At 50.4% G+C, this 26,577-nt stretch carries 22 protein-coding genes; 18 read left to right on the top strand and 4 right to left on the bottom strand.

Going from position 1 to position 26,577, the window contains the following annotated elements:
• The first annotated feature begins 22 nt into the window (after positions 1-22).
• The 8 genes from NYE70_RS15000 (at position 23) to NYE70_RS14965 (ending at position 8,091) form a co-directional block, all read left to right on the top strand.
• Positions 23-1,258 carry an argininosuccinate synthase gene (locus tag NYE70_RS15000; protein WP_211022608.1) on the top strand — a complete coding sequence of 412 codons (1,236 nt, stop codon included), beginning with the start codon at positions 23-25 and terminating at the stop codon, positions 1,256-1,258.
• Between the two features lie 126 nt (positions 1,259-1,384).
• The gene (gene argH, locus NYE70_RS14995) at positions 1,385-2,800 is read left to right on the top strand and encodes an argininosuccinate lyase (protein WP_341046651.1); all 1,416 of its coding nucleotides are present in this window, start codon (positions 1,385-1,387) and stop codon (positions 2,798-2,800) included.
• Positions 2,801-3,001: 201 nt separating this feature from the next.
• Positions 3,002-3,475, top strand: coding sequence for an IS200/IS605 family transposase (gene tnpA / locus NYE70_RS14990; RefSeq protein WP_213656720.1), 474 nt, complete (start codon positions 3,002-3,004; stop codon positions 3,473-3,475).
• Between the two features lie 17 nt (positions 3,476-3,492).
• Positions 3,493-3,741, top strand: coding sequence for a hypothetical protein (locus NYE70_RS14985; RefSeq protein WP_341046649.1), 249 nt, complete (start codon positions 3,493-3,495; stop codon positions 3,739-3,741).
• Between the two features lie 92 nt (positions 3,742-3,833).
• Complete coding sequence (locus tag NYE70_RS14980; protein WP_341046648.1) at positions 3,834-5,831, top strand: methyl-accepting chemotaxis protein; 1,998 nt, start codon at positions 3,834-3,836, stop codon at positions 5,829-5,831.
• A 164-nt stretch (positions 5,832-5,995) separates the two neighbouring features.
• Positions 5,996-6,637: a YhbD family protein gene (locus tag NYE70_RS14975; protein ID WP_211022605.1), complete on the top strand. Its 642-nt coding sequence runs from the start codon at positions 5,996-5,998 to the stop codon at positions 6,635-6,637.
• Positions 6,638-7,363, top strand: coding sequence for a polymer-forming cytoskeletal protein (locus NYE70_RS14970; protein WP_290405576.1), 726 nt, complete (start codon positions 6,638-6,640; stop codon positions 7,361-7,363). It abuts the gene before it with no gap.
• Between the two features lie 32 nt (positions 7,364-7,395).
• Positions 7,396-8,091 carry a hypothetical protein gene (locus NYE70_RS14965; RefSeq protein WP_341046646.1) on the top strand — a complete coding sequence of 232 codons (696 nt, stop codon included), beginning with the start codon at positions 7,396-7,398 and terminating at the stop codon, positions 8,089-8,091.
• A gap of 143 nt (positions 8,092-8,234) precedes the next feature.
• On the opposite strand, the gene NYE70_RS14960 is transcribed toward NYE70_RS14965, so the two are convergent.
• On the bottom strand, positions 8,235-9,536 hold the full coding sequence (locus NYE70_RS14960) for a CynX/NimT family MFS transporter (protein WP_341046645.1): 1,302 nt from the start codon (positions 9,534-9,536) through the stop codon (positions 8,235-8,237).
• Positions 9,537-9,861: 325 nt separating this feature from the next.
• Between NYE70_RS14960 and NYE70_RS14955 the strand changes: the two genes are divergently transcribed.
• Positions 9,862-10,527 (top strand): DNA-binding response regulator, encoded by a 666-nt coding sequence (locus tag NYE70_RS14955; protein WP_211022601.1) that lies wholly within the window; start codon positions 9,862-9,864, stop codon positions 10,525-10,527.
• Between the two features lie 221 nt (positions 10,528-10,748).
• On the opposite strand, the gene NYE70_RS14950 is transcribed toward NYE70_RS14955, so the two are convergent.
• Entirely contained in the window at positions 10,749-12,245 is a 1,497-nt protein-coding gene (locus NYE70_RS14950; protein WP_341046642.1) for a VanW family protein, read from the bottom strand.
• Between the two features lie 212 nt (positions 12,246-12,457).
• Between NYE70_RS14950 and ftsE the strand changes: the two genes are divergently transcribed.
• From ftsE to NYE70_RS14910, 8 genes are all read left to right on the top strand, one after another.
• Entirely contained in the window at positions 12,458-13,144 is a 687-nt protein-coding gene (gene ftsE / locus NYE70_RS14945) for a cell division ATP-binding protein FtsE (RefSeq protein ID WP_341046640.1), read from the top strand.
• On the top strand, positions 13,134-14,048 hold the full coding sequence (ftsX, locus tag NYE70_RS14940) for a permease-like cell division protein FtsX (protein WP_211022598.1): 915 nt from the start codon (positions 13,134-13,136) through the stop codon (positions 14,046-14,048). Before ftsE ends, ftsX begins: the two co-directional genes overlap by 11 nt.
• 73 nt (positions 14,049-14,121) lie before the next feature.
• A complete protein-coding gene (locus NYE70_RS14935) occupies positions 14,122-15,339 on the top strand; it encodes a murein hydrolase activator EnvC family protein (protein WP_341046639.1) in 1,218 nt (405 codons plus the stop codon).
• Positions 15,340-15,475: 136 nt separating this feature from the next.
• Positions 15,476-16,942 (top strand): S41 family peptidase, encoded by a 1,467-nt coding sequence (locus NYE70_RS14930; protein WP_213656784.1) that lies wholly within the window; start codon positions 15,476-15,478, stop codon positions 16,940-16,942.
• Positions 16,943-17,027: 85 nt separating this feature from the next.
• Positions 17,028-18,359: a PDZ domain-containing protein gene (locus NYE70_RS14925; RefSeq protein WP_341046637.1), complete on the top strand. Its 1,332-nt coding sequence runs from the start codon at positions 17,028-17,030 to the stop codon at positions 18,357-18,359.
• Between the two features lie 841 nt (positions 18,360-19,200).
• A complete protein-coding gene (locus NYE70_RS14920; protein ID WP_341046636.1) occupies positions 19,201-21,366 on the top strand; it encodes a CdiA family toxin C-terminal domain-containing protein in 2,166 nt (721 codons plus the stop codon).
• Between the two features lie 12 nt (positions 21,367-21,378).
• Positions 21,379-21,744: a ribonuclease toxin immunity protein CdiI gene (gene cdiI, locus NYE70_RS14915; protein ID WP_211022591.1), complete on the top strand. Its 366-nt coding sequence runs from the start codon at positions 21,379-21,381 to the stop codon at positions 21,742-21,744.
• A 235-nt stretch (positions 21,745-21,979) separates the two neighbouring features.
• Positions 21,980-22,450, top strand: a complete 471-nt coding sequence (locus tag NYE70_RS14910; protein WP_211022758.1) for a hypothetical protein — start codon at positions 21,980-21,982, stop codon at positions 22,448-22,450.
• A gap of 194 nt (positions 22,451-22,644) precedes the next feature.
• Here the strand turns inward: NYE70_RS14910 and NYE70_RS14905 are convergent, their stop codons facing one another.
• Together NYE70_RS14905 and NYE70_RS14900 are read right to left on the bottom strand one after the other, a co-directional pair.
• On the bottom strand, positions 22,645-23,538 hold the full coding sequence (locus tag NYE70_RS14905) for a flagellar motor protein MotB (protein ID WP_341046634.1): 894 nt from the start codon (positions 23,536-23,538) through the stop codon (positions 22,645-22,647).
• Entirely contained in the window at positions 23,535-24,320 is a 786-nt protein-coding gene (locus tag NYE70_RS14900; RefSeq protein ID WP_341046633.1) for a flagellar motor protein, read from the bottom strand. Before NYE70_RS14900 ends, NYE70_RS14905 begins: the two co-directional genes overlap by 4 nt.
• A 242-nt stretch (positions 24,321-24,562) precedes the next feature.
• Here NYE70_RS14900 and uvrB point away from each other — a divergent pair, with 242 nt between their 5' ends.
• Positions 24,563-26,557 carry an excinuclease ABC subunit UvrB gene (gene uvrB / locus NYE70_RS14895; RefSeq protein ID WP_213656641.1) on the top strand — a complete coding sequence of 665 codons (1,995 nt, stop codon included), beginning with the start codon at positions 24,563-24,565 and terminating at the stop codon, positions 26,555-26,557.
• Positions 26,558-26,577 lie beyond the last annotated feature (20 nt).

Below are 26,577 nucleotides of genomic sequence, written 5' to 3'. Positions count from 1 at the left end.
TTTTTAGGAGGCTTCGATTATTATGGCAAAAGAAAAAATCGTACTGGCGTACTCGGGCGGACTGGATACGTCGGTTATTCTGAAATGGCTCAAAGAAACCTATGACGCTGAAATTATCGCCTTTACGGCGGATATCGGCCAGAAGGAAGAACTGGACGGACTGGAGGAAAAAGCGCTGGCTACCGGCGCCTCCAAGGTGTACATCGACGACCTGCGGGAGGAGTTCGCCAAGGACTTCATCTATCCGATGTTCCAATCGGGAGCCCTTTATGAAGGACAATACCTGCTCGGCACGAGTATTGCCCGTCCGCTCATCGCGAAACGCATGGTGGAAATCGCCCGCGCCGAAGGCGCTACGGCCATTGCCCACGGCGCTACGGGTAAAGGCAACGACCAGGTGCGTTTTGAGTTGGCGGCGGCTGCGATCGCGCCGGAAATCTCGGTTATCGCCCCTTGGCGTTTGAGTGAATTCCGCGACCGTTTCCCGGGCCGCGCCGAAATGATCGCTTACGCGGAAGAGAACGGCATTCCGGTTACCGCTTCTGCGGCTAAGCCTTACTCCATGGACCGCAACCTGCTGCATATCAGTTACGAAAGCGGCGTGCTGGAGGACCCTTGGTTCGACGCTTCGGCACCGGAAAACAAAGGGATGTTCCTGCTTAGCGCATCGCCGGAAGATGCTCCGGATCAGCCGGAATACCTGGAGCTGACTTTTGAGCAAGGCAATTGCGTCGCATTGAACGGCGAGCAGCTTGATCCGCTTCGCGTTATGGAGAAGCTGAACGAGCTTGGCGGCAAGCACGGCATCGGACGGGTAGACATGGTCGAGAACCGCTTCGTCGGCATGAAGAGCCGCGGTGTATATGAGACACCGGGCGGTACGATTCTGTTTACGGCTCACCGCAAAATGGAGTCGCTCACGATGGACCGCGAAGTGATGAACCTTCGCGACAGTCTGATCACCCGTTACAGCACGCTTGTGTACAACGGGTTCTGGTTCGCTCCGGAACGTCTCGCTTTGCAGGCTCTTGTTAACGAGAGCCAAAAGAACGTAACGGGAACGGTGCGGGTGAAGTTGTACAAAGGCAATATCATCGCGGCCGGCGTCAAGAGCCCGGTAAGTTTGTACAATCCAGATATCGCGACCATGGAAGCTGATCCGACGCAAGCTTACGACCAGGGAGACGCTACCGGATTTATCCGGCTGAACGCGTTGCGCCTGAAAGTGGGTTCTGGCGTAGAGCAAAACAGTAAGTAAGTCTTCTTAAACGCAATTAATCATTCACAAGATTAACGGACCGTCTGGCCGTTTCCTTACGCGGAGGAAGTATCCCTGCCGCCGGGAAACGGCCTGTGGTTTGATTCAGATAAGGAGTGAACCAAGGTGAGCAAGCTGTGGGGTGGACGCTTTACGAAACAGACCAACCGATTGGTGGAGCAATATACCGCTTCGATCGGATTTGATAAGGCGCTGGCGGCGGAAGATGTGCAGGGAAGCCTAGCGCATGTGACGATGCTCGGCAAGTGCGGCATTCTGCCGGAAGAGGATGTCGAGAAAATCAAGGACGGGTTGCATACCGTGCTTAACAAAATCAAACGAGGCGAGTTGGAATACTCCGTTTCGGATGAAGACATCCATATGAATATTGAGAAGCAATTGATCGATGAAGTCGGCCCCGTCGGAGGCAAGCTTCATACCGGACGCAGCCGGAACGATCAGGTTGCGACGGATATGCATCTGTACCTGCGCAAGCGGGTTGTGGAATTTGTAGGCTTGCTTCATGATCTTCAGGAAGCGCTGATCGGACAGGCCAAAGCCAATCAGGAAACGATCGTTCCCGGTTACACGCATCTGCAGCGGGCGCAGCCGATACTGTTCGCCCATCATTTGATGGCTTACGTCTCCATGTTCCAGCGGGATATCGAGCGCCTGCAGGATAGTTACAAGCGTATCAATGTCCTGCCGCTCGGCGCGGGCGCGTTGGCGGGAACCACATTCCCGATCGACCGTCACTTCGTGGCGGAGCAGCTTCATTTTGACGCGGTATACGAGAATAGCTTGGATGCGGTGAGCGACCGCGACTTCATCCTCGAATTTTTGGCTGACGCTTCGATCCTGATGATGCATTTATCGCGTCTCAGCGAGGAGCTCGTGATGTGGAGCAGCACGGAATTCCGGTTTGTGGAGTTGGATGATGCTTTCTGCACAGGCAGCAGCATTATGCCGCAAAAGAAAAACCCCGACGTCCCGGAACTGGTCCGCGGCAAAACCGGCCGTGTCTACGGCAATCTCATGGGTCTGCTTACCGTGCTGAAATCCTTGCCGCTGGCGTACAACAAAGATATGCAGGAAGATAAGGAAGGCATGTTCGATACCGTGGAGACCCTTCAGGGAGCTTTGCAGCTGTTTGCACCGATGATCGCGACGATGAAGGTCAACAGCGTGCGCATGCGCGAAGCGGTCAACAAGGACTTCTCAAATGCGACGGATATCGCCGACTTCCTGGCGAACAAAGCTCTGCCTTTCCGCCAGGCGCATGAAGTGATCGGCAAGACGGTACTGTACTGCATCCAGAACGACAAGTTCCTGCTTGATCTCACCCTGGATGAATTCAAACAATTCTCACCGTTGTTCGACGAGAGCATTTATAACGTGCTTCAACCGGAAACGGTGGTAAACGCACGGAACGTATACGGCGGTACGGCCTCCGGCCAAGTGGCCGCGGCGATTGCCCGGGCGGAAGCCAAGCTTCAGACTTCCGGCGAATGGGTGAAGGAATTTACGGAAAAGAGCAAATAGCGGATGAACCGCTAATAAGTTTGGAACAGCCTTCGATTTTGACGAAGGCTGTTTTTTTACGGCTTTAGCCAGTTGAGCTCGCGAAGCGTGCGAAACAAAAAACCACCCGCTATGCGGGTGGAGGGATCGAAGGTTTGACCACCAAGACCATTCCGATAAAATTGAGATGTTCAGGCTCAACAATGAAAGGAATGGTCTTAAATGGCAAACAAGAGCTATAGTCTAGCTCACACGAAGTGGATGTGCAAATACCACATTGTGTTCACCCCGAAGTATAGACGGAAAGAGATCTATAATCAAGTAAGGAAAGACTTAATCGAAATTTTCAAACGTTTATGTAAATACAAGGGGGTAGAAATAATAGAAGGCCACATGATGCCAGATCATGTACATATGTTAGTAGCGATACCCCCAAAAATCTCAGTATCTTCATTTATGGGATATCTGAAGGGAAAAAGCTCGCTGATGATATTTGAGAAGCATGCCAGCTTGAAGTATAAATATGGAAACCGGAAATTTTGGGCAGAGGGATACTACGTCAGCACAGTAGGCTTGAATGAGGCCACTGTCGCTAAATATATACGTGAGCAAGAAGCACATGACCAAGCAATGGATAAACTGAGTGTGAAAGAGTATGAGGATCCATTCAGCAGAAACAGTAACAAGAAGAAGTAAACCAGTTTAACTGGTAAGTGAAAGTGACAAAAACACTGAGCCTGAACAATTTTATTGTCAGGCTAGCGTCTTTAGGCGCAGTTTGGCAACAGGGGGTTATACCCCAAGAGCAAACCACCCGTTGGACGGGTGGTTATGATTGCATTCTTTGCATGGATTTACGGAAGATGAGTGGAAATATTGAACATTTTCATACAATTTCAGAAAATATATTAAAAATTCGTCGTAAATTGTCGAAATATAAGTTAGATCATTCCTTGCAATGATTAGAAGTCGCAATTTTCGAAATGTTGTTTTTGTTCACCTCACCTTAGATCCCTCACCTCATGTACATACATATTGAAAAGGAGATAAACCCATGAAAACCTTTTTTGCCAGCGTGGGGCGATTACTGGAAGTCCGGACGCTGCGCAACCGCATGTTATTCCTCTTTGCTGCCCTGCTGATTATCCCTAACTTAGTTATCGCATACTCGAATCTGGATAGTGCCAAAGGGCAGTTGCGTGACAAGATGAAAGAGAGCACCCGGTCGAGCGTCAATTTGTTGAATGATTCACTGAATCATATTGTAGAGGCGGAAGTTCGGAACATTGAGCAATTAGTGATGGAAATGGATTCCCAGGAGATTGACGCAAAATCTGCGGAATTGCGGACGCTCCTCGAACTGTTTATGGAGAAGCACCCCGAATTGGAGATTATTACGGTAGGCAATCAGAATGGAGCTTGGATGAAGGCTCCGGATCCAGGTAAGCAGGATTATGATCCCAGAGAACGAGACTGGTACAAGGCAGCTTTAGCCAAGCCGGATCAGACCATTATTTTGGATCCGTTCAAATCGGCGACAACGGGGAACTACAACCTGTTCATCAGCCGGGCGCTGCCAGACGGTCAGGGAGCGATAACGGTATCTCTGGATCTGGCCAACGTCAATGAAATGGTCAAAAAGGTCAAACTTGGATCCAGCGGTTACATTTATTTGCTGGACCGGACCAACCACTTCACTTCCCATCCGATACAACCTGTAGGTGCGGAGGCGGTTGGAGACCATCTGGTCAAAATTCAGGGCGAGGAATCGGGATTTCTGGATTACAATAATCCGGATACCGGAAATGCCCAGACAGCTTATTTTACGACAAACGACTTAACTGGTTTTAAGATTGTCGGCGTACTGGAAACGAATGAATTTAGTAGAGCGTTGGCGCCTATTTTTTGGTCAGCCCTGATCGTATTAGGTATCTCCTTGGTAGTCGCCGGCGTACTGCTGTTCTTCTCGATCCGCAGCATCACACGCCCGATTGAGCGGTTGAACCAATCCGCGAAACGCGTAGGCGAGGGATTCCTGAATGAGGAAGTGATCATCACCCGGCGTGATGAGATCGGTGAACTGGCTGGAAACTACAATGAGATGGTAGGCTCGATCCGGCGAATGGTTCAAGGCATTTCTGAAGTCTCCAGCCAGCTTGCTGCATCCAGTGAAGAACTGACGGCCGGAACCGAGCAGAATGCTCGCGCTGTTGAGCATGTGGTCGGTCTGGTGCAGGAAACCGCAGCCGGCGCGGAGATTCAGGCGTCCGTTTCGGCGGAAAGCGCTAAGACCATGGAAGAGATGTCCATGGGCATTCGCAAAATCGCGGAAGCTTCGGGCACGATTGTTGAGTCCTCGCTTCAGACTGAACAGGATGTAAGGTTCGGAAGCGAGAAGGTTCTCCATGTTAGCCAACAGATGGAGGAGATTCACCGGTCAACCCGGGAATCTGCGGAACTGATGAATCAAATGAACGAACTCAGCGCTCAGGTGGCGGGAATGAGCAGCGCGATTTCGGACATTGCGGTACAGACTAATCTTCTTGCGCTGAATGCGGCGATCGAGGCAGCCAGAGCGGGAGAAGAGGGCCGCGGCTTCTCGGTCGTTGCCGGAGAAGTTCGGAAACTTGCGGAACAGTCCCGGACAACGGCAGAAAGAATTCAGCTGAGCATCGGACAGATGTCCGAGCTGACGGAAAAGGTCTATGAAGTTATGAATCGGGATGTCACTGAGAGTGTTGAGCGCGGTATTTCCGTCACGAGTGAAGCCCAGAACGCATTCCGGCAAATTGAAGGCTCCACACGGCGGATTTCCGAGCAAATTCACGAGGTTTCAGCGATTACAGAGCAGATGTCGGCCAGTGCCGATGAAATCGCCGAGTCGGTTACCCAAATTGCCCAAACCTCCTCAAAGAGCCTGGATTCTTTCCAGAGCGTAACCGCAGCAACACAAGAACAGCTGGCTTCAATGGAGGAAATCTCCTCGGCTTCGGAAGCATTGGCCCGGATGGCCACAGAAATGCATGGTCAGATTGATCGTTTCAAAGTATAAGGTTGGTTCATAGAAACAATAGTTCGGTCGTGCCGGTCGCGTATCTTTTCTAGATACGGGGTCGGCACGATTTTTTATTTTCCAGAAAGACTTCATGATGTTGTGATTATTTACAACGTAACAATGTTATGTTACATTATTCCGGTAAGAAAGGAGCAGGGCCAATGAATGAGGATTTAATCTCCAAAAAGGAACTGCTGGATATGACGGGCATTTCCTATGGGCAGCTATACCGATGGAAGCGAAAAAATCTGATTCCGGAACAATGGTTTATCCGCAAGTCTTCCTTTACGGGACAAGAGACTTTTTTTCCGCGGGATAAAATGTTGCAGCGAATTGATCGTATTCTCAACATGAAGGATGATTTGTCGCTGGACGCTTTGGCGGATGTATTTTCTCCAAATACGGGAGAGTTGAGCTTGAGCGTGGGTGAGATTTTGGAGCGAAACATTGTTTCGTCTACCTCGTTGAATTTATATATTGAAACAATAGGGATTACGGAGCAGCCCCAATTCAGCTTTGAGCAAATTTTGATCATCTACGTGCTCGACAAGCTGTTACGCAGCGGAGATATTTCGCTGGAAGAAGGGCGTTTGTTGGTTCGGACACTGGAGTCCTATTTTCCCGAGCAAACAGGAAGGGAAGTCGGCGTAAGATTAACCAGAAAGATGGGGGTTGGCGCCTTCTTGCTGGTACCGGGAGACGTGGATATTTTTATGGACAGTGAGGTTCGAACGGTAACGAGACTGGCGATGGCGCAGTGTACGGAAGAATTGAAATTGTTAATAGGCGGGGGCGACGCATAAGTGGAAGATCAGAAAATAAAGAATTTGCGAATCAACGGAATGGGGCAGGCTGCGGGGGGCACCTACGGAAAGATCGGTACGGACGGAATCGCCACGGTGAACGGAGACACCGTATGTACGACGCTTAGCTCGAACGGAACGCTTAAAGTGAAAGGCTCTCTTCAAGGGGAGCAGCTGCGGGCGAACGGTAAATTTAACGTGGAAGGATCTCTCGCCGGAGAACAGCTCCGGGTAGACGGGGGGATGAAGATAGAAGGGGATCTACGGGCTGAGCATGTGGATATTCACGGGATGCTGACCGTAGGCGGCAGTGCGTTCGGGGAAACCCTGGAGACTGACGGAGGACTGAAGCTGGGGGGAAATGCGGAATTTGAAACGTTTAAAGTCCATGGCGGCTTCCAGGTCGGCGGGATGCTGAATGCGGGTAATTTGGATATATTCATGGCGGCTGTCTGCCGGGCTAAAGAGATTGGAGGGGAACGGATTCAGGTTCGCAAAAAATTGAGCACACGGAATCTTCTGGCCTTGTTCTCACCTTCCCTAGCGGTGCGTTTGACAGCGGATGTGATTGAAGGAGACGACATTGATCTGGAGGAAACCAAGGCGGAAGTTGTACGTGGCAACTCGGTCCGGATTGGACCCGGGTGTGAAATCGGACGTGTTGAATATAAAGATCATTATGAGGTCGATCCAAGAGCCACGGTGGGCAACTCAATACAAGTGTAGCGGTGGAGGCTATTTTTAGGAGGTGAAGAAAAATGAATCAGCAAAATAATCCGAACATGACCCGCCATAATTTGCGGCTTGTCGGCGAAAGCTCCTCTAACGGCGGCTTCTTTGACGAGGTTCGCGTGACCGGGGATGCGGTATTTAACGGAGATGTCGACTGCCAGTCTTTTAAATGTACCGGGAATTCAGCAGTGGATGGAAGCCTAAGTGCCGATTTATTGAAGATTACAGGTAATTTGGGGGTTGAGGGCAACCTGAACGTTGCCGATATGCAATTAACGGGCGAGCTTAAGGTGAACGGGCATATTACGGGCGGAAAAGTTCAATTATTTGGAGAATGCGCAGCGAATGGCGAAATCCGGGCTGAAAATTTTCTTATTAAGGGAGTCGTTCAAGCCGAAGGGATGCTGAATGCGGAACAAGTTGAAATTCGCATGCTCGGCAGCAGCAGAATCCGTGAAATTGTCGGAACCCATATTGATGTTAAGCCATACGAACCCGGTAAATGGATGCCTTGGTTATGGCACGGGTCAAAGAAGGAATTGGAGGCAAGCGTCATCGAGGGGGACGTTATTCGGTTGAGGAATGTTACGGCGGATGTCGTGCGTGGAGGAGACGTCGAGATCGGGCCGGGATGCCGCATACGTCTTGTGGAGTACAGCGAGGCTTTGCGTCAGGATGAACAGTCGGAAGTGGGACAGAGCGTGAAGCGAACGGGAGAATAGGCTGTTCTTTGGAATAGGAAAAGAAAAGGAATAGACACCAAAAAAAGAGCCCTGCTCCGAAAATAAACTCAGGTTCTACTCCGGATTCGGGAAATAGAATTCAAAGTTTATCGGGCAGGGCTTTGCGCTGCGAGAAGATAAGCTTATTGTTCGGGTCCGATATGTCCCTTACGTCCGGCTGTGTAGCCCATGATGATGGTGATCAAGGACACACCGGTGATGGTAGCCAGCGGCATTGCCCAACCTCCGCTACGGTCGTGAATGAAGCCGAAAAGGGTCGGTCCGACTGCGGCTAGCAGATAACCGACGGATTGCGCCATCCCGGACAATTTGGCGGCCTGATCCGCCGTTCGCGAACGCAAGGCGAAGAACATAATGACCAAGCTGAAGGTCGTGCCGCAGCCAAGACCGATCAGCAGGATAAACAATAGCGCCAGATCCGGCGAGCCGAGCCAGACACCGCCGTACCCGAGCAGGAACAACGAGGAGGAAACGGCGGCTAGCCCTTTTTGGGACTGGGCGCGTGCGGCTATTAATGGCATAAGGAATGAGCCGCCCATGCTGGCAAGCTGCATCAGGGAGAGCATCCAGCCTGCCTGATCCATGCTCAATCCCCGTTCATGGAGAATTTCCGGCAACCAGGAAATGCCGACGTAAAACATAACGGACTGGCAGCCCATAAAAATCGTTACCTGCCAGGCGATAGGAGACCGCCAGACGGAAACGGAGCGCTGCGAGGTTATGTTGCCTTCCGGGGCGGTTGTGGCAGTGTCCAGGCCGGAAACCTTGACCGGGCCACTGGAGGCAAGAGCCGCCGCAGTCTGGGTATTGCTGCGGCTGGCGCTATGGCGCCGGGCCAGCGGCAGCCAGATCAAGGCGGTGGCTGCCGACAGGATGAGCCAGCAGGCCAAAGCCCCGCGCCATCCGAGACCGGTGCGGGAGATCGGCATGCTGATTCCCGAAGCGATGGCGGACCACATATTCATGGATGACGTGTACAGGCTCGTCATCAATCCGAGCCGCAGCGGGAAGTCCCGCTTGATCAGGCTGGGAACCAGCACGTTGGCGATAGCGATTGCGCTTCCGACCAGGGCGGTTCCTCCAAAGAGTGCCGGAACGGCGGGCATGGAGCGGAGCAGGATTCCTCCTGTCATCAGGATCATGCAGTATAGCAGCGTCCGCTCTATACCAAAGCGGGATGATAGCTTGGGTGCGGCGAGCGCGAACACCGCGAAGGCGATGAGCGGCAAAGTCGTCAGCATGCCGGCGAGCGTATGGGACAAGCCGGTTGAATTCTGGATCTCGCCGATCAGCGGCCCGACACCGGTGAGCGGAGACCGCAGCGTCGCCGCGGTCAGCATTACGGCAATGATTAACAGCGTCGCCGCCGCTCCGCCGGCCACTGTATTTTCAGAAGTAGTCCGTATTTCAGTATTTTGCTTCATGATGATTATGAATCCTCTCTAGTCTGCGTTTTCCATGGCTAAGCTGTATGTTCAACTATTACTGTCTACTTTCCACTCTCTATCCAGGGGAACACAGTATGTTTCGCTATTAGGCTACACGTTTAGTCAGGTGGCTCTACCTTATCATATGAAAACTTTTGCAGGCAAGAGCAGCGGATGGAGTTTGTTGGGCACGTCGCTTGTGGTACAATCTGGATAGTGTTATTGCAGTAATTAATAGTCGTGAAGCACACGTCTTTTTGCCGTGGCCCCTTTGGGCCTATAAGCGAAAAGGCGTTTTTTATTTTGAATAGGAGGAATCGGCATGGGATTTTCAGAAGCTCACACCCTTTTTGTGAACGGGCATTTGACTGCTAGGCAGGGGGAACGTCTCCGAAGATTGAAGGAAGGGCATGGGCATGCGGAAAAGTTGTTCTTGGAGCTGGTTTGGTGGCCTGCTTTTGGACAGTTTCAGCATTTGCATCCGGAGTATGAGGTGAGTGATTTTAAGGATGGTTACAGGTATTTGGACTTTGCTTATATTCGGACAGGTATGCGGTTGGCAATCGAAATTGACGGTTTTGGTCCGCATTGGAGAAATATTAGTCGCCACCAATTCTCAGACCACTGCCGGAGACAAAACGATCTGGTTACGGACGGATGGAAGGTACTACGCTTTACGTATGACGATGTTAAAGAGAGCCCCCGTTACTGCCAGTTAAAGCTACAGCAATTTATTGGAAGATGGCTGGGGGAGGAGAAACATGTTTTGGACGCTGATTGGATCGAAAAAGAGGTTGTTCGTCTGTTTATGCGTGAAGGACGGCCGCTTACCCCCACAGAAATATGCAACTATATGGGATTTCAAAATAAGAAAGCCCGCAGGTTGCTGTGGAGAATGAGTGAAAAAGGTTGGATTCGGCCCGCCAGCGGGCAAGAGAGGGTGCGTTCTTATTGCCTTGATTTAGAGGGCAAGGATTATCAGTTGTAATATTGATAATCGAGATAAGGCCTTTTTAGGGCCTTATTTCCAGGGTTGGGGCAGATAATATAAAAATAGGGGACAAATGAGGTCTTATTTTATTTTTATTGGAGGATAAAGGCCCGTTCTGAGCAAAAACAGCGGAATAAGACCCCAAAAGTCCTCTATTTTTTGGGGGAGAAACGAAACTAGTACAAATAACGCCCTAAAAGTCCTCTATTTTGAAACAATCATCTAGAAAACTTGGGCCCGTTTACTCCGTCTTCCAGCACTCGGGGGGCATCCTGCTGCGCCGGTGCTTTGCCGTCTGCGCCGCCCGGCACGGCGATGACGTTCGGCTGCGCCGGGTAGGTGTCACGCGACAGCTGGGTTTTAGCCGCGGCCTTGCCGTCAATGTACTTGATCCGATACGTCTCCACGATGTAGCCGGGCTTGCCTTGCAGCACGACCTCCCGGCTTCCGGCGGAAAGCCCCGGGTTAGCGACGTATTTGTCGGGAACGGCGAGGATGTCGGTCGTCCGGGACTCAATATCGTAGGTCACATTGTCCGCCATGTCGCCGAACAGCTTGACTATTAATTGCTCTTCCTTCACCTGAGCGGTGATGAGCAGATGCTGTCCGCTTGTATTTTGGAAGCGGAAGTTGATGTAGCCCTGAGCGAAGGTGGCATCCTGCCCCAGCGGGACATAGCTGACAGGCAGGGAGTGGTTGCGGCGCTCGACGATGTCGAGACCGGCTCGGATGGCTGCATTATATAGAGTGCTTGACACCTGGCAAATGCCGCCGCCGACGCCGGGGACGAGCTTGCCGCCGAAGATGACCGGCGCTTCGCGGAAGCCGTAGCTCTGCTCGGCCGCTTCGACCACTTTGGCGTAGTCGAAAATACCGCCAGGCGGCAGCACCATCCCGTCGATGCTGCGTGCAGCGGCTTCAACGTTATGCAGCCTTCCTTCTCCGCTGGTTTGCAGCCCGGTCGAAAACTCGGCGATTTTGCGGCGGATGCCTTCCCGCTTCAGGCTCTCGACCGTTACGGAAGGCTGCATCGACGCCAGCGGAATCTCGACCTGGGCAGCGCCTAGATGCCCGCCGCCACTCCCCTTATTGGCCTCATCACCGGAGCGGCCTGAAGACGGCGCCGGAATCGCCGCCTGTATCAGCATAACGAGCGATTCCCAATCGATCCGCTTAGCCGACTTGCCGGGTAAATAACGGATGCTATCATCCGCTGCGATCAACCGGACGGCATTGACGGGGCTGCCGAAATGATCCTTTTCCCATTTGGGGGTAAGGGTCTTTTTCAACATTGAGGGATGAAAGGAGGCGTGCAGCCTCCAGGTTTTTGCAAAATTTTTACGAGCCTTAGCTCTCTCCCACACATTCCCCTCAGAAAGCGACAAAACTTCAGTTCGGAAATCCGGCGCATCCCACGCAGCTCCGGCTTCCTCCCAGGTCAGGGTTAGTTCGGTATCTTTATTTTCTGCATTCCTAAAGGAGAATCTGATGTTTCGCTTCCTAAGTTCCGCGATCATGTCATCCAGTTTGTCCAGCGCCTCTTCCGCCGCCAGCCCTCCGACCTCCAGCCCTCCCACGAAGGTACCGGAAGGAACCGTATTCCCGGAAGTATAGAGCAGCAGCCCTCCATAGATGAAGGAAGCGGTAAGCAACACAGTCAGAACCCCTATGACGAGAAAATGAGCTACTGACAATCGATACTCTTTTTTTCGCATACCCTGCTCCTTATCAATTGGAAAAATATTATGTACAACCATATATATGATGAAATTCTGGAAACTTTCGGGTACTCAAGAGGTAACATATTTGTTACAATAAGTATCGGACTGATGAAATACCTCATCTTTTAAAGGATTTAAAGAGAACATGTCGAAAGTAAAATTGCAGACAACCCAGTCATTGGAATCAAGGTTTAGGACGTGATGAATTGATAGAAATGCAGGATATCTGGAAGACGTACCCGAATGGAACGCATGCACTCAAGGGCGTCTCGGTCAAAATCGACCGCAATGAATTTGTTTATCTCGTCGGCCCGTCAGGAGCGGGTAAATCGACTTTTATGAAGCTTATCTACCGTGAGGAGGTGCCCACCAAGGGCCAAATTTCCGTCGACGGTTTTAATATCGGCAAGCTGAAGCCTCGGAAGATTCCTTATGTGCGCAGAAATATCGGCGTTATTTTTCAGGATTTTCGGCTGCTTCCCAAGCTTACCGCCTATGAAAATGTCGCATTTGCGCTAGAGGTTATCGAAGCGCCTAAGAAAGTAATTAAGAAACGCACGCTTGAAGTGCTGGAACTGGTCGGGCTGAAAAATAAAGCCAACCGCGATCCTTCCCAGCTATCGGGCGGGGAGCAGCAGCGGGTCGCGATCGCCCGGGCGATCGTCAACAATCCGTCGGTCATTATCGCGGACGAGCCTACAGGGAACCTGGACCCCGAGACATCATGGGGAATTATGCAGCTGCTGGATGAGATCAATTTTCGGGGTACTACCATCGTAATGGCAACCCACAACCGGGATATCGTAAACACCATGCGCAAACGCGTTATTGCTATAGAGCACGGCAACATCGTTAGAGATCAGCTGAGAGGGGATTACGGTTATGAGTTTTAGTACCCTCCTCCGGCACCTTAGGGAAGGCGTCAAAAACGTGCTCCGCAACGGCTGGATGTCGGTGGCGTCCATTACGTCGATCATAGTTTCCTTATTCATCTTGGGCGTGTTTATTTTACTCGTGCTTAATGTAAACTCTTTTGCGGATGATGCCGATAGTCAAGTACAGATCAGTACTTATCTGTCATCTAACGTGGATGAAACGATGCTTGAGAAGATTCGCAGCGACATCGGGTCCATGGAGGAAGTCAGCCGGGTAACCTTGATCCCTAAGGCTGAAGGATTGAAGGATTTCAGAGAGAAGCTGGGGGAAGAAGGCAAGGATTTGCTGGAAGGGTACGACGAAACGACGAATCCGATTCCCGATACGCTGAAGGTGGAGGTCGTTGAACCGACCACGGTTCCTTACGTGGCAAGCAAGATCACTGCTCTCAACGAAAAATACCAGGACAAGCCGATTTATAAAGTCAACTACGGTCAAGGTACGACCGAGAAGTTGTTCAAGATTACAAGAGCGGTCCGGAATATCGGATTCGCCTTCGTGGCAGGTCTCGGCCTGATGGCCATGTTCCTGATCTCGAACACGATACGCGTTACGATTTTGGCCCGTCGCCGCGAGATCGGCATTATGAAGCTGGTGGGCGCAACGAACATGTTTATAAGGTGGCCTTTCTTCGTGGAAGGAGCCTTGATCGGATTCATTGGATCGGCCATTACCGTTGGAGCATTATTTCTGGGATACAATCAACTGGTCGATTCCGTTAAAGCGGATATTACGCTCGCCTTCCATCTGATTCCGGTAGGTGAGATCGGCCTTCAATTGGCAGTTCTTCTAGTAGGTCTCGGCCTGCTGATCGGGATTTGGGGCAGCACCATGTCCATCCGTAAATTCCTGAAAGTCTAGTGTCAATGTCGTGTGGAAATGTCAAAAGCCAGCATGTTGGCTACCTATTTAGAAGAAGGATGGGGAAGCGAAGTTGAAAAGATGGATATCCATTGTTGCCGTTGTCGCTTTAGCCGCTGCTATTTTTCAGCCTACCGAAGGATTTGCGAAGTCAAAAACGATCAGTCAGATCGATAAGGAGCTGAAGCAGCTCCAAGAACAAGCCAAACAGGCCAAGAAGCAGCAGGAAAAAGCCGCGGACCAGAAGCAAACGGCTCAGCATTATGTGAACAAGAACACCAATTATTTGAAAGAAGTTATGGCGCAAATCGATTCCGTCAGCAATGAATTGGCCAGAATTTCGGTCGATATCGAAAATACGGAGCAGAACCTCCGGGATACCGCAGTTAAATTGGAAGAAACCAAAGCACGGATCTCCGAGCGTTCGGATCTTCTGGATTCGAGAGTTCGTTTGATGTACACCGACGGGGCCGTATCCTATTTGGACGTGCTGCTGTCATCTACTAGCTTTACCGATTTCCTGGAGCGTGCTGATTCTTTACAAGCGATCGCAAACCAGGACCATGTTCTGTTAGAGGAACACAAGCAGGACAAAACGCTGCTGGATGAGCAGCAGAAGCAACTGGAAGCTGATTACGCCAAAGTGAAGACATTGTATGCGGATGCGGAATCGCGCAAGAGCATTTTGGAAGAGAAAGAAGTCGAGAAGCAGCAGCTTATCGCAAAATACTATGCGGAGATTGAAGAATCCGACGATATTAGCGAAGAGCAGGAGAATCTGCTCATAGAGCTTGCGACCAAGCGGGCTGCATTGGAAAAAGAGAAGAACAAGCTGAAAGCAGCTCAAGTATATACGTATAAACGCAAGACTTCTTCCTCTGGTGGTTTTAAAGGAAGCGGCGGTTCGATGGGCCTTCCGGTTACGGGTGCCCGCTTGTCCTCCGGTTACGGATCACGGATTCATCCGATTACGGGCAAGAAGAAGACGCATACCGGCGTCGATCTGGCGGCTCCGCAAGGCACGGATATTCACGCGGCTGAAGGCGGCGTTGTCATCGTTGCCGAGTGGTGGAGCGGTTACGGAAACACCGTCATCATCGATCACGGGGATAATGTCTGGACTTTGTACGGCCACATCCGAAACGGCGGCATCAAGGTGGAAAAAGGACAGAAAGTGAAGAAGGGCGAAAAGATCGCCGAAGTCGGAAGCACCGGCAACTCGACGGGACCGCATTGCCACTTCGAAGTTCGGATCGACGGTAATCCTGTGGACCCGATGCCATATTTATAATAAAATAATAATGTCGATGGAAACGGATAGCCGTCCGCGAAGACGGGTTATCCGTTTTTCGTTCATGAAATGGATTAATATTCTTTACATGCAGGACATATACTTAGGAGACAAACATAGGCGGTGAATTCATTAAATGTATAAAAAACGTACAGTCGCTTTACTCGTAGTTGTGGCCATGGTGGCCAGCTGTTTGCTTACTCTGACATTGACCGGACAGTGGAGCTTTGCGGGTTCGGGACCGCTGCGCAGCGGAATTTTTGCCGATAATGTTGGGACGGGCTCCAAAGAAGGCATCAAGAAAATCGAGACCGCCATGCAATTGGTCAAAAATAATTACGTGGAAGGCGTCGATCAGCAGAAGCTGGTTGACGGTGCCATTGACGGGATGATGAACGCGCTTGGAGACCCTTTCTCCTCTTACATGGGACCTGAAACAGCGCAGCAATTTTCCGAGCAGATCGAAGGCTCGTTTACCGGGATCGGCGCGGAGGTGTCGATGGAGAACGGTAACGTGGTCGTCGTTTCTCCTATCAAGGGATCGCCAGCCGAAAGAGCCGGGATTAAGCCGAAGGATATTTTACTGTCGGTGAACGGGGAGTCCTTTGAGGGACTCAGCCTGAATGAGGCGGTGGCTAAAATCCGCGGCCCGAAAGGGACCAAAGCCAAAATCAAGGTGAAACGGGCGGGATCCACGAATACTTTGGAATATACGATTGTTCGTGATGATATCGCATTGGAAACGGTATATGCCCGGATGGAAGAGGGTAAGGTCGGCGTCATCGAAATTACCGAGTTCTCGATGAATACCGCGGAGCGCTTTAAGCAAGAGTTGGCCAACCTGGAGAAGCAAGGAATGAAAGGTCTGGTCATCGACGTGCGGAACAATCCGGGAGGCGTGCTCCAGATCGTTATCGAGATGGCGGAGCATTTCGTACCGAAGGGAAAGTCGATCGTTCAGGTGGAAGATAAGAACAAGCAAAGAGAAAAGACCGTATCCAAGGGAGTCGGTAAAACCTATCCGATTGCCGTGATTACGAATAAGGGAAGCGCCAGCGCCTCCGAAATTTTGGCCGGCGCACTCCAGGAATCAGCGGATGCCAAACTGATCGGGGAAGCTACCTACGGGAAGGGTACCGTACAAACGAGCTTCAGCCGGGAGATGGGAGACGGCAGCCTGTTGAAGGTAACGATCGCCAAATGGCTGACCCCGAACGGCGAATGGATTCACAAGAAGGGGATTGAGCCGGATGTCGCTGTGTCTCAGCCGGGTTATTTTTCGGTGGCGCCGATCAATAAAGAGAAAACTTACAAATACGACATGCTGGGCGAAGATATCAAGAGTGCGCAGACGATGCTGCAAGGGCTTGGCTATGATCCGGGACGCACGGACGGGTATTTCAGCAAAGCTACGGAAACCGCGTTGAAGAAATTCCAGACGGACAAGAAGCTGCAGGCTACAGGCGTTCTTGACGAAAAAACGGCGGAAGCGCTCGAGGCGGCCCTCATTGAGCAAATCCGGGATCCGAAGCACGATAACCAAATGAACCGGGCTATTGAGGTCATCCGGAAGGAAATTACCTCCCCGGTGTCGAATAAATAAGAAGGCTGATTTTTAGCCTTCTTTTTTTCTGTGCTGGCTGGGGGATGAAGGCAACCAACTGAGGGGATAGGAGCGTGAGCCGGAATTGGATCTCTTGCTTGAAGGATTGTGGAATGTGGCGGAAGCGGTAGGGCAGTTGTTTCTGCAGCCGTTTTATTATATTTCGATTATTTTGATTATGCTGCTGTATCGTAGACAAGTGCTGCTTGAACGTAAATTGTTCCATGTCAGGCTGCACGGCTGGCTGGCCCAAACCTGGCGCACCGTTTTAGGCGGATTGCTGGCAGGGGGGGGGATTTCGCTGGTATCCGCGTTTATAGGGATGACGCTGACGGTCGAAGGTATTTTATGCATCTGGATCGTAACCGTCCTGCTGTTATTGATTCGGGTCCGTTATTTGTGTCTGGCCTATTCGGTCGGACTTCTGGGCGTGATCCAGTTCGGATTGAATTTGTTTCCTGCGTTCACGGGCAGCGGCTGGTTGGCCGAGTGCGTAAGTGCGGTGAGGGAATTGAATATACCGGCTTTATTGTGTCTTGTTGGACTGCTTCATTTGGCGGAAGGACTGCTTGTCCGGTGGCAGGGGGCTTCCTTCGCGGGGCCGCTCTTCTTCGAAGGCAAACGGGGCAAGCTGGTGGGCGGATATCAAATGCAAAGCCTATGGCCTGTACCGCTGTTGTTGTTAATTCCGGCGGATACGACGGGCGGGGTGCTGCCATGGACGCCGCTGTTCGGGGGAGACGCCTGGCAAGGCGGTTTTGGACTCATGGCGCTCCCGATCGTCATCGGCTTCTCGGAAATGACGACCGGCATGCTGCCGAAGGCGAAGGCCAAGATCACATCCGGCCGTTTGCTCGGATACGGCATCGTCGTTATTGCGTTGGCACTGCTCGCCGGCTGGTGGTCCCCGTTGATGCTGCTTGCCGCGTTGGCGGCCATTCTGCTGCACGAGGGACTGGTCTGGTTCAGCCGGTTCGAGGAGCAGCAGCGTAGTCCGCTGTTCGTGCATCCGCAGGGCGGAGTGAAGGTGCTGGCCGTGCTGCCGGGCAGTCCGGCGGAGGAACTGGGCATCCTGCCCGGCGAATCCATTGTGCGTGTGAACGGTGTGCCGGTTCCCACGAAGGAGGAACTGCATGCCGCGCTGCGCATCCAGTCGGCATTTTGCAAGCTGGAGGTACGCAATCTCGCAGGCGAGAGCAAGTTCCTCCAGCGCGCGATCTACGCCGGCGAGCATCACCAGCTCGGCGCCATTCTGGCGCCGGACGAGTCGGCGCCGGCGGCAGTAAAGCTGCAGCCGTTGTCGCTGCTGCAGCTGCTCAAGCCGCGCCGCGGCGCGCACAACGTGCGTCGCGGCGCGGACGCGGGCACGCCCGCCGCCTCCGGCGAGGCGGGCGTGAGCAGCGACGCCGCGCATTAGGGCGGCGCCTTGCTGCGCGCACGGGTGCGCCCAACTGCGCTGCGCCTGCTGCGCTGCGCACCTGTGCGCCTTCGCTGTGCCCTGCTACGCGTGGGCGGCGCGTTCGCCTGGCCTTTACACGTAACGAACTCAGCAAACCTTATTCGGCCAAAAACTCGCAGTTTGAGATTCTAACGAACCCCAGTAATCTTATTTCGCGTAAACAGGCACTTTTTTTGCCCAAATTTACTCAATAACGCCGCTAGGGTTCCTTAGATCCGGTACAAGCCCGTTTTCCTGCAAATAAGCGCTGTACGGTTCGTTAGCTGGAACTCTGCGTCGTGCAACGAACACTAGGCGAGCTTCATTAGCCTAGCTTCCTATACGCGTAACAAACTTATTGAGACTGTCGATTAAGCCTGAAGTTGAAGAAATAGAGCCCAAATAGTCCGCTATTGAAATAACCTAAACAGGTCAATTATGGTGATACTCCACCGTGATTGACCTGTTTTTTTGTTATTTGCGCTTTCGTATAGTGTGGTGGATATCAGATGGCCTGTGGAAATATTTTGATATATTGGATATTGCGCAAAATAGATCTTAATTTAATAAAATCCCAATAGACAATCTGAATTGGAAAAAATTATTATACAGGGGAGATGAAGCATTGCAGCAGAGGGTAGAACCCGGCAAAGTGGAGAACTTGTCCCGTAACCTGGAGCATTTGAGAAAAACGATAGAGCATTCGCTTACGGGCTTATCGAATGAATTGACGCGACTGCTCAGCAGTGTGGAATCCGCCTACTCGGAGTCCTACGTGCGTGCCGCGGCGAGGGAAGTCAGCGACCAGCTTCATGAGATCATGAAGTTCGCCGAAGCGCTGGATGAACGGATGAGGGATAAAGTTAAGGTGTTAAACTATGCAGCCAATGAATATCTGCAAATTGAGAAGAAGGCCGTCGGTTTAGCAAAGGCAAGCAAACCAGCTTATTTTACATTGAAGGGTGCGGCTCAAGCTTGGTTGAAGGGGTTCAAGGATAGAGCCTTGCAGAATATTGCTGACCCTGGAGATCCTTCTTCCAAGTCGAAGCTCTCTCTTGTACAGATCACCAAGGGTGTGCTGCTGGAATTCCGGGAGATGAGCCTGGAGAGCCGAGTCACCCCGGTAAAAGAAGATGCGAGAATTGCCGCACTTCTGCTGATGATGGAAACGGGAACTGTTGAAGATCAGGCATGGGCGAGAGAGAAGCTGGATGAGATTGCGAAGGCTTTTGAAGAGCTAGCCCGCCAACAGGCAGCATACCAAGTTTACGAAATTTATGGCAATGAAATGTATACCGGTTACGTACATAAGCTGGCGGACAAACAGAGAAGCACTCTGGCGGATTTGGGCATATCGGAGGAATGGTACAAGGCAGGAGTGAGCCTTGCGGCTTTTTACAAAGGTTCCCCTCTCACGGCTTGTGATTATAACCCGCTAAAACATGATTTTTCGACTATGCCCTCAGAGAGTGAACTCCGTATGGTGATTGCCGTCGGGTTGTTTAACGAGACTTACCGGAATTGGGCGAGGAATAACTATAGCCGGATCGAGGCAGCAGTGCATCAAGCCGCTGAACAGCAGCGGAAACTGAAGGAACAGCTGGAGGAATATAACCGCCTGGTACCTGAAGAGGATATTCGGAAGATGCAGCAGGTTTTGAAGGAGTTAAATATTTACCAAGGAGAGGTCACGGGAAAATATAACGAGGAACTACTAATAGCGGTTGCGGGATACCAGTATATCTCCACTACGATCAGTGCCGGGGCCGAGGTGTGGAGGGAACTGTCGGCCCCAGGCAAGTACGATTTTGAAGTGGACGGAAAGATCACCAAAGAGCTGATTGAGCTGGCCCTCGCGGAAAAAGGTATAGGGAGACGAAACAACCCGGATCTGGTTATAAATAACGGAGGAACTATCACGGCGGTAACTATGGTGGGCGTCGGAGATGGTATCGTTAGTCAACTAAAGGAGGATATTGGGGATGCTGTGAAAGGGAGCTGGGCCAATAACACGCATAACATAGAATTCTGGACAAAAACCCTTCCGCACTATTATGATTTGGCTAATGACATCAAGAATGGCAAGATCAACTATGAAACTATAAAAGCCAGGTTTGGTGAGGCTATTGCCAATGAGTGTATCGTTCCGGTTGAGGTAATCATGGAACAGACGGGCAAAGTGCTGAGCGGCAAAGCTTCCTATGAAGAAAGTGTCAGCTACGGCCGGGCTTTAGCCAAAGTGGCTTCATTATTAATGCTAGCGAAAGAGGGTGCCGTTCTAGGCGCTAAAGGTGCGAAGCTTGCCTCCAAGTCCTCCAAAGAGCTTCTGGAGTCCCTGCCTAAGATCACGGAGCAATTTAGGAGACCTGAGTTCGTGACACCCGAAGGGATTAGAGTGAAGGTTCCTGCCTGGGAAGCGGATGGCACAATTTCATACTCTAAGAACCCGAACCCAGTCCAGCAGAATTTTATTGAAAATTATTTGAAAGAACGGGAAGGGAAGGGTGGGGTTGAGGGGACGGGCAATCTAATCTTCAAATCAGATTATGATGACCATTTAGTAAACGTTAAGAAATTTGATCGAGATCCATCCAAAGGTATTACAGGCGGTCACAATATGGATGAGTTCTACAAATATTTTAGAAACGTTTTGAAGTTAGATGATGTGGATTTTATTAACAAGGTAACACCCCACCCCACGATTGATGGAATTATTCAAATTAATTACAAGATACCTAAACTTGATAATAAGGGCAACTTGACTGGAGAGTATAAGTACTTCAAAAATCCCAAAACTGTGTATGACCCATCCAAAATTTCTGAGGTAACAATAATCGAATGGGGTAAAGCTGCTATGCAACAAGGAATTGATGCTGGTAGTATTGTCGGAAGAAGAATAACTGGTATTGCCCCGAATGGATTGAAATTCGAAGGGTATATGGATGAAAGTGGTGTCATTACAAACTTCTATCCAAAACTCGATTAAAGGAGATTAGCTATGAAAATAGATAAGAATTTTGATGAATTAACGGCAATGGAACTATATTTCCTCTATCTTGATGAAGATAAATTTATAGATGCCCTTGAAGATTTTTCGAATAAGGTAGGTTATGGTATTTCAGAGTTTATCTGTTGTGCATTTCCACCTGAATATGAATCATGGGAAGAGGGGTATTTTGGAGATACGGGCGTGAAGTTTGAAGTTGAACCGCCAGCAGTTGATGGAATTAAATATGAAATAGTATCAAATACAGACTTCATTGATTTTCTTGATAATTTAACACATCAGTACCTTGTTTCATATCCTATGGAACAATCTAAAGTTGAACTGCTTTTAAACCAAATTAAAACTAAATTGCTTTAATAAGCGAGGGCTACCCTCTCCGAATGAACTCATCATTCAACCAATAACACATATAACCGATGTAAATCGAATTGAACTACTTCCACATGCGGGTGTAACAACTCAATGTGGTTTTTCTTTTTGCCTAAACAAATAGAAGACGATGGTTTTTAACAAAATTAACATTGTTGTCATTGAGCTTTTCAAGTTCAAATTCATAAGAATCAACTCTGATGAATTGGAGGGTACTTTAATAATCATAAAATATAAATATAAATTGAAGTATATGGATGAATTTAATATGGTTGTATTGGATTTCGACAAGGAAAAAACACTAGAGTTCGCCAATATGATAAGTGATCCCTTAGGATCTGATATATCTTGGAGATTCAAAGATTTGAAAAAGGATATTGAGAATTATGTTGATTTATTAAAGGGAAATATACCCGAATATAGACATGGAGGAAATGCATCCAGTGTTATATCTTATAAAGACTATACAATAATTGAAGATCCATTTTATGATGAGGAAGAAGATGAAATTGAACCGATTTGTAAATTAGAGACAGTTGAATTTGTGAAAATTATATTACTTTGGGCTTACGAAACTTATAAATATAAAAGCGAGAGGGGAGTGATTGCTCTAGATGAGGCAGATATGGTTATGAAGTGGATTAAACAAAAAATGTTAGAAGTTGAGAGTATAGAAAATAAATCTATAAAATAGCTTGTATAAAGCCATTTATAACCTTAGCAACAAAATCGTACAATACAACCAACAGACCAAACGCTAAACAATTATCGTCTCGTTTTTAGAACTATTGGTGAAGTTGAATTAGAGGGATCGAAGAAAAACAAAGCGCCCTCCGAATATCGGAGGGCGTTTCTTTTATGCTGCAATGTTACCTGCCCGCATCCCAACTACTGCTGCAACTGGCGCAGCACTGTGATCTCTACGCGGCGGTTTTTTTGGCGTCCTTCGGCGGTGGAGTTGTCGGCGGCGGGACGGGTGTCGGCGTAGCCGGCATATTGGAAGCCTTCCGGATCGAGCTTTTCCTTATCGATGAAAAAGCGAAGGACGGATAAGGCGCGCGCGCCCGACAGCTCCCAGTTATCCTTAAACTCGGAGGCGCGAACGATTGGAAGATCGTCCGTATGCCCTTCGATGCTGATGACGGTATCGAGTTGACTGAAAAGGCTGGCTAGTTTGGCCAGTGTTTTGGCAGAACCTGATTTCAGATCGGCCTTGCCGGCATCGAACAGGAAGCGGTCGCTTAACGTGATCGAAATGCCTTTAGGCAGATCGGCGACCTTGATCTGATCATCAAGCTGATTGTCCTTGATATAAGACTCGATCCGGCTCATGAGCGTTTGCAGTTCTTCTTCCTGCTTGCGGAAAGCCAGCTCGCGTTCGGTCATCGGCTTTTGCGAGGCATCGTCGCTGTTTATAACGGGCTGGTTTGTGCCGTTTGGAACTGCAGTCCCGTTCTGGCCGGCCTGTCCTCCCGATGCTCCGTTCTTATCATCTGCGGCAGACGGAGGGTTCTTGGAAGTGTGGGGGCCGTCGCTGCCGAGAATGCCGCTTCCTTTTTCCAGCAAGGAGTCACCGCTCTTGAACGTAAGCTGGAGCGACTGGGTGACGACTTCGTATTTTTCCACATCCAAACGGCTCATGGCATACATCACGACGAAAAAAATGAGCAGCAGCGTAATTAAATCGGCATAGGTGATCATCCACCGGTCTCTCGTATCCTTACTTTCCTGGCGATGCCGGGAACGTTGGCCGGGGTTCTGGGTTCTGTTTCTCCGGCTCATAAGCTCTCATTCTCCCCGGATACGGGCAAATCCCGGCGCGTTTCAGCCGTGAAAGATTCCAGCTTGCGCCGTACGAGCAGCGGGTGATCTCCGTTTTGAAGGGAGAGTATTCCCTCCAGCATCATTTCCATTCGGCCGACTTCATCTTCTCCACGCGCTTTGATTTTGGAGGCGATCGGGAGAAAGATAAGGTTGGCGCTGGCTACCCCGTAAAGGGTTGCCGTAAAGGCGAGCGCAATGGACGGGCCGAGTGCGGTCGGCTCGGTGAGGCTGCCAAGCACATGGATAAGACCCATGACCGTACCGATAATTCCCATGGTCGGGGCATATCCGCCGGCCGATTCGAATATTTTGGCATAACCTTCATATTTTGTTTGGATGGCGTCAATTTCTAAATCCATGATTTGTTCGACCATGCTTTGCTCTGTACCGTCAACGACGAGTTGGATGCCTTCCCGCAAAAAAGGGTCTTCATGCTCCGCGGCCCGCCTTTCCAGCGCCAAAACTCCTTCGCGCCGCGCTACCGTCGACATGCTTACGATATCTTCTATCAGTTCATCCGGTTTCTGTTGTCCCGAGGTAAAGGCCAGGGCTAACGCCCGCGGGACGGTTTTCAATTTTGCCAGAGGAAAGCTCACCATGACCGCGGCCAGCGTACCGCCGAATACAATCACGGCAGCCGCAATTTGCATTAAACCCGCCAGTTCCCCGCCTTCCCATAAAAAGCCGCCGATCAACGCGGCCAATCCAATAATGATACCTATAATTGTTGTGATATCCATCTGTAATTTTACAACTCCTATTCACGACTTATCGTTTGCATCCCAACTGCAAAAAAGGTATAATCAATGGGAACACCCATTCCTATTTTGGAGTGGTGATATTAGCGCTTCTCGTCTTACTTACATTTAAAGCAGAAGAATTAAGGTTAATATAGATAATAGTAGCTTCATGATCAAAAACTGACTTTTAATCTATTTAGAAGTACAGTTTCCATTTTAGACGATAAGGGTGATGTTGGACAATGAGTGATATTGTCTTTAGTAACAATAAATTCGAGCTGATTTCCGAATTTTCGCCGCAGGGCGACCAACCAGCCGCGGTGGAACAATTGGTTGAAGGCGTAAAAATGGGTAAAAAGCACCAGACGCTTTTGGGTGCGACCGGAACGGGGAAGACCTTTACGATTGCCCATACCATTGCCAAGCTTGGAAGGCCCACGCTCGTCATCGCCCACAACAAGACACTGGCTGCGCAGTTGGCCAGCGAATTCAAAGAGTTCTTCCCGAACAACTCCGTAGACTACTTCGTCAGTTACTATGACTACTACCAGCCGGAAGCATATATCCCATCCTCCGACACCTACATCGAGAAAGATTCCAGTATCAATGAAGAGATCGACAAATTGAGACACTCCGCGACGAGCTCGCTGTTCGAACGGCGAGACGTCATTATTGTGGCGAGTGTATCTTGTATTTACGGTCTCGGTTCTCCAACCGAATACGGGAATCTGGTGTTATCGCTGCGGGTTGGCATGGAAAAATCTCGGAATCAGATTCTGAGCCGACTGGTGGATATCCAGTATCAGCGGAACGATATCAACTTCGTTCGCGGAACCTTCCGCGTGCGCGGAGACGTATTGGAGATTTTTCCGGCTTCCAAAGGAGAGCAGGCCGTACGGATTGAGTTTTTTGGTGACGAAATCGAACGGATTACCGAAATCGACGTTTTGACCGGCGAGCTGGTCGGGGAACGCGAACATGTGGCTATCTTCCCGGCATCTCACTTCGTTACCCAGGAAGAGACTATGCGAGTTGCACTGGTCAATATAGAAAGGGAGCTAGAAGAACGGCTTGAGGTGTTCCGCTCCCAGGGCAAGCTGCTGGAAGCACAGCGTTTGGAACAGCGCACCCGGTACGATATTGAAATGATGAAAGAGGTCGGCTTTTGCTCGGGGATCGAGAACTACTCGGGACCGTTGACCTTCCGTGAGCGCGGGGCTACGCCTTATACGCTGATGGATTATTTTCCGGACGATATGCTCATCGTGATCGACGAATCCCACGTTACGCTGCCGCAAATCCGCGCAATGTACAACGGGGACCAGGCGCGCAAAAATGTGCTCGTCGACCATGGCTTCCGTCTACCTTCGGCGCTGGACAACCGGCCGCTTAAATTCGAAGAATTTGAGGGGAAGGCGGATCAGCTGATTTATGTGTCGGCTACGCCCGGACCTTATGAAATCGAGCATTGCGATACGATGGTACAGCAGATTATCCGGCCGACGGGCCTGCTGGACCCAATCATTGAGGTTCGTCCGACGAAGGGACAAATAGACGATTTGATCGGCGAGATTAACGACCGGATTGCTAAGGATGAGCGAGTGCTCGTGACGACGCTGACGAAGAAGATGGCGGAAGATCTGACCGATTACCTGAAGGAAATCGGAATCAAGGTCCGGTATCTTCACTCCGATATTAAGACGCTGGAGCGTATGAGCATCCTTCGGGATCTGCGATTGGGAACCTTCCACGTGCTGATCGGGATTAACCTTCTGCGGGAAGGCCTGGATCTTCCGGAGGTCTCCCTGGTGGCGATTCTTGATGCGGATAAAGAGGGCTTCCTGCGTTCCGAGCGATCGCTGATCCAGACGATCGGCCGGGCAGCGCGGAACTCGGAAGGGCGCGTGTTGATGTACGGTGACCATATCACCGAATCCATGGACAAAGCGATCAAGGAGACCGAGCGGCGCCGCAGCATTCAGATTGCATATAACGAGAAACACGGCATAACGCCGCAAACGATCCGCAAGAAAGTGCGGGATGTCATCGAAGCGACTCGGGTGGCCGAAAGCAAGAGCGATTATCTGTCGGATGCCGCCAAGGGCAAGATGTCCAAGCGCGACCGCGAAGCGATGATCGGACGATTGGAAAAAGAAATGAAAGAAGCCGCCAAAAACCTGCAGTTTGAAAGAGCCGCGGAGCTGCGCGATGCCATTATGGAACTGCGGGCGGAATAAGAGTTGGGAGATGAAAGCAA

The sequence above is a fragment of the Paenibacillus sp. FSL R5-0407 genome (assembly GCF_038009185.1).
Taxonomy (GTDB): domain Bacteria; phylum Bacillota; class Bacilli; order Paenibacillales; family Paenibacillaceae; genus Fontibacillus; species Fontibacillus vini.
Note: the sequence above shows the minus strand (reverse complement) of the source record. Positions and strands in the feature narration are given on the sequence as shown.

Coding starts and splice junctions, on each gene's coding strand:
- NYE70_RS15000 (WP_211022608.1), top strand. CDS start 23: ATGGCAAAAGAAAAAATCGTACTGGCGTACTCGGGCGGACTGGATACG.
- tnpA (WP_213656720.1), top strand. CDS start 3,002: ATGGCAAACAAGAGCTATAGTCTAGCTCACACGAAGTGGATGTGCAAA.
- NYE70_RS14980 (WP_341046648.1), top strand. CDS start 3,834: ATGAAAACCTTTTTTGCCAGCGTGGGGCGATTACTGGAAGTCCGGACG.
- NYE70_RS14975 (WP_211022605.1), top strand. CDS start 5,996: ATGAATGAGGATTTAATCTCCAAAAAGGAACTGCTGGATATGACGGGC.
- NYE70_RS14965 (WP_341046646.1), top strand. CDS start 7,396: ATGAATCAGCAAAATAATCCGAACATGACCCGCCATAATTTGCGGCTT.
- NYE70_RS14960 (WP_341046645.1), bottom strand. CDS start 9,536: ATGAAGCAAAATACTGAAATACGGACTACTTCTGAAAATACAGTGGCC.
- NYE70_RS14955 (WP_211022601.1), top strand. CDS start 9,862: ATGGGATTTTCAGAAGCTCACACCCTTTTTGTGAACGGGCATTTGACT.
- NYE70_RS14950 (WP_341046642.1), bottom strand. CDS start 12,245: ATGCGAAAAAAAGAGTATCGATTGTCAGTAGCTCATTTTCTCGTCATA.
- ftsX (WP_211022598.1), top strand. CDS start 13,134: ATGAGTTTTAGTACCCTCCTCCGGCACCTTAGGGAAGGCGTCAAAAAC.
- NYE70_RS14930 (WP_213656784.1), top strand. CDS start 15,476: ATGTATAAAAAACGTACAGTCGCTTTACTCGTAGTTGTGGCCATGGTG.
- NYE70_RS14920 (WP_341046636.1), top strand. CDS start 19,201: ATGAAGTTCGCCGAAGCGCTGGATGAACGGATGAGGGATAAAGTTAAG.
- cdiI (WP_211022591.1), top strand. CDS start 21,379: ATGAAAATAGATAAGAATTTTGATGAATTAACGGCAATGGAACTATAT.
- NYE70_RS14905 (WP_341046634.1), bottom strand. CDS start 23,538: ATGAGCCGGAGAAACAGAACCCAGAACCCCGGCCAACGTTCCCGGCAT.
- NYE70_RS14900 (WP_341046633.1), bottom strand. CDS start 24,320: ATGGATATCACAACAATTATAGGTATCATTATTGGATTGGCCGCGTTG.
- uvrB (WP_213656641.1), top strand. CDS start 24,563: ATGAGTGATATTGTCTTTAGTAACAATAAATTCGAGCTGATTTCCGAA.